This window comes from Mesorhizobium sp. M2A.F.Ca.ET.067.02.1.1 (genome assembly GCF_004023285.1).
Taxonomy (GTDB): Bacteria; Pseudomonadota; Alphaproteobacteria; order Rhizobiales; family Rhizobiaceae; genus Mesorhizobium.
In genome coordinates, this window is the sequence record NZ_RZSB01000972.1 from 1 (window position 1) to 1,905 (window position 1,905).

The following is a 1,905-nucleotide window of genomic DNA, read 5'->3' on the forward strand; positions in this document are numbered from 1 at the left end:
CTGGTTGATGATGAAGATCAGGCCGAGGAAGACGCCGATGGCGAGCGGCCGCGAGCGCTGCAGAAGCCAGGCGACGATCGCGATGACCAGCGCCAGAAGCACCGGCGGGACCATCAGCAGGAGGTTCACCGCCCCGTCGAGAATGAAATTCAACCCGTTTGAAAAAGCCCGGAAGATGGTGTCGAAATTGTCGGTCAGGAAGCCGAAGAACGCCTTGCCCCACGGCCCGATGGGGATTTTGTAGTCGGTCAGGAATTTCGAAATCGGATCCATCTTTCCCCTCTCGGCTTCGCCGCGCTTGCCGCGCGGTCATCCTCTCACGTCTCCTGGCATATGAAAAAGGGCAGCCTCTTCAAGGGCTGCCCTTTTCCGGAAATCATGCCGGTCCCAAGCGGCTCAGCTCCCGAGCGCGGTCTTGACGGCGGCAGCCGCGTCCCCGCCATCAAAGGTGGTGACGCCGGCAATCCACGGCGCAATGGCGTCGGGATGCTTCTTCAGCCAGTCTTTCGCCACCGTCTGGGCATCGCCGCCCTTCAGGATCGCGTCCATCATCTCGCCTTCCATATCGAGATTGAACTTAAGGTTGGCGATGAACTTGGCGGCGTTCGGGCATTCGGTGGTGTAGCCCTTGCGCACGTTGGTGTAGACGGTGGCGGCGCCGAAGCCGCTGTCGCCCATGCCGTCGAGATAGGTGATCTTCATGGCACCCATCACCGGGTGCGGCGTCCAGCCGAGGAAGGCGATCCACTCATTGTTCTTCATCGACTGCTCGGCCTGCGTCAGCATGCCGGCTTCCGACGACTCGACCAGTTCGAAGCCCTCGAGATTGTCCTTCGGGTTCTTGATCATGTCGAGGATGATGCGGTTGCCGTCATTGCCGGCCTCGATGCCGTAGATCTTGCCGTTGAATTTGTCCTTGAACTTGCCGAGATCGGTCAGCGTCTTGACGCCGGCATCCGCGACATAGGTCGGCACGACGATGCCATAGCCGGCGCCGGTCAGGTTGGTGCTGATCGTCTCGACCGAGCCGTCCGCAGTATAGTCCTTGATGTCGTTGGTCATCGACGGCATCCAGTTGCCGAGGAAGACATCGAGGTCCTTGTTCTTCAGCGACGCATAGGTCACCGGTACCGAAAGCTGGATCGTCTGCGGCTCGTAGCCGAGCGCGGTGAGCAGCACCGAGGCCAGCCCCGTCGTGGCCTGGATGTCGGTCCAGCCGACATCGGACAGGCGAACCGCCTTGCAGCTCGCCGGATCGCCGGCATAAGCGGCGGTCGTGGTCAGAAGCGCCGCAAGGCCGATGCCCGCGGCGATAGATTTCATACGCGACATGAACTTTCTCCCATTGCAATTACCAGGCGGTGCGAAGTCACGGTTCTTGCGCCCGCCTTGTTTCGTCAGCCAAACACCATTTTGAAGCCGTTTCAAGCGCTTCAACCTCACGACGAACGGCGCGCGCTGGCCTTTACGCGACATGACAGGCTTTTGAACGACATCGGATTTTAGACGGCAGGGAGTTTTTGGTGGACGGAGCCTCCGCCCCCCTCCCCCGGTGCCGACCTGTGAGCTTAGAAGGACGCATGGCCAAGCTTTACTTCCACTACGCGACGATGAACGCCGGCAAGACGACGATGCTCTTGCAGGCGTCCTACAACTATCGCGAACGCGGCATGTCGACGATGCTGTTCGTCGCCGGACATTATCGCAAGGGCGACAGCGGCTTGATCTCGTCGCGCATCGGCCTCGAATCCGAGGCCGAGATGTTCCGCGACGGCGACGATCTCTTCGCCAGGGTCGCCGAGCATCACGAACATACGACCGTGCATTGCGTATTCGTCGACGAGGCTCAGTTCCTCGAGGAGGAGCAGGTCTGGCAGCTCGCGCGCATCGCCGATAGGCTGAACA

Annotated in this window: 1 protein-coding gene and 2 pseudogenes; 1 reads left to right on the plus strand and 2 read right to left on the minus strand. The window is 60.7% G+C overall.

Annotated elements, in window-relative coordinates; all coding sequences use genetic code 11:
• Positions 1–273 (minus strand): annotated as a pseudogene (locus EOA28_RS34355) (choline ABC transporter permease subunit); the annotation flags it as partial.
• A gap of 123 nt (positions 274–396) precedes the next feature.
• Entirely contained in the window at positions 397–1,332 is a 936-nt protein-coding gene (locus EOA28_RS34360; RefSeq protein WP_042640272.1) for a choline ABC transporter substrate-binding protein, read from the minus strand.
• 248 nt (positions 1,333–1,580) lie between these two features.
• Here EOA28_RS34360 and EOA28_RS34365 point away from each other — a divergent pair.
• Positions 1,581–1,905 (plus strand): annotated as a pseudogene (locus tag EOA28_RS34365) (thymidine kinase); the annotation flags it as partial.

Excerpts from the sequence above, each read along its gene's own strand:
- EOA28_RS34360 (WP_042640272.1), bottom strand. The coding sequence starts at position 1,332 with ATGTCGCGTATGAAATCTATCGCCGCGGGCATCGGCCTTGCGGCGCTT.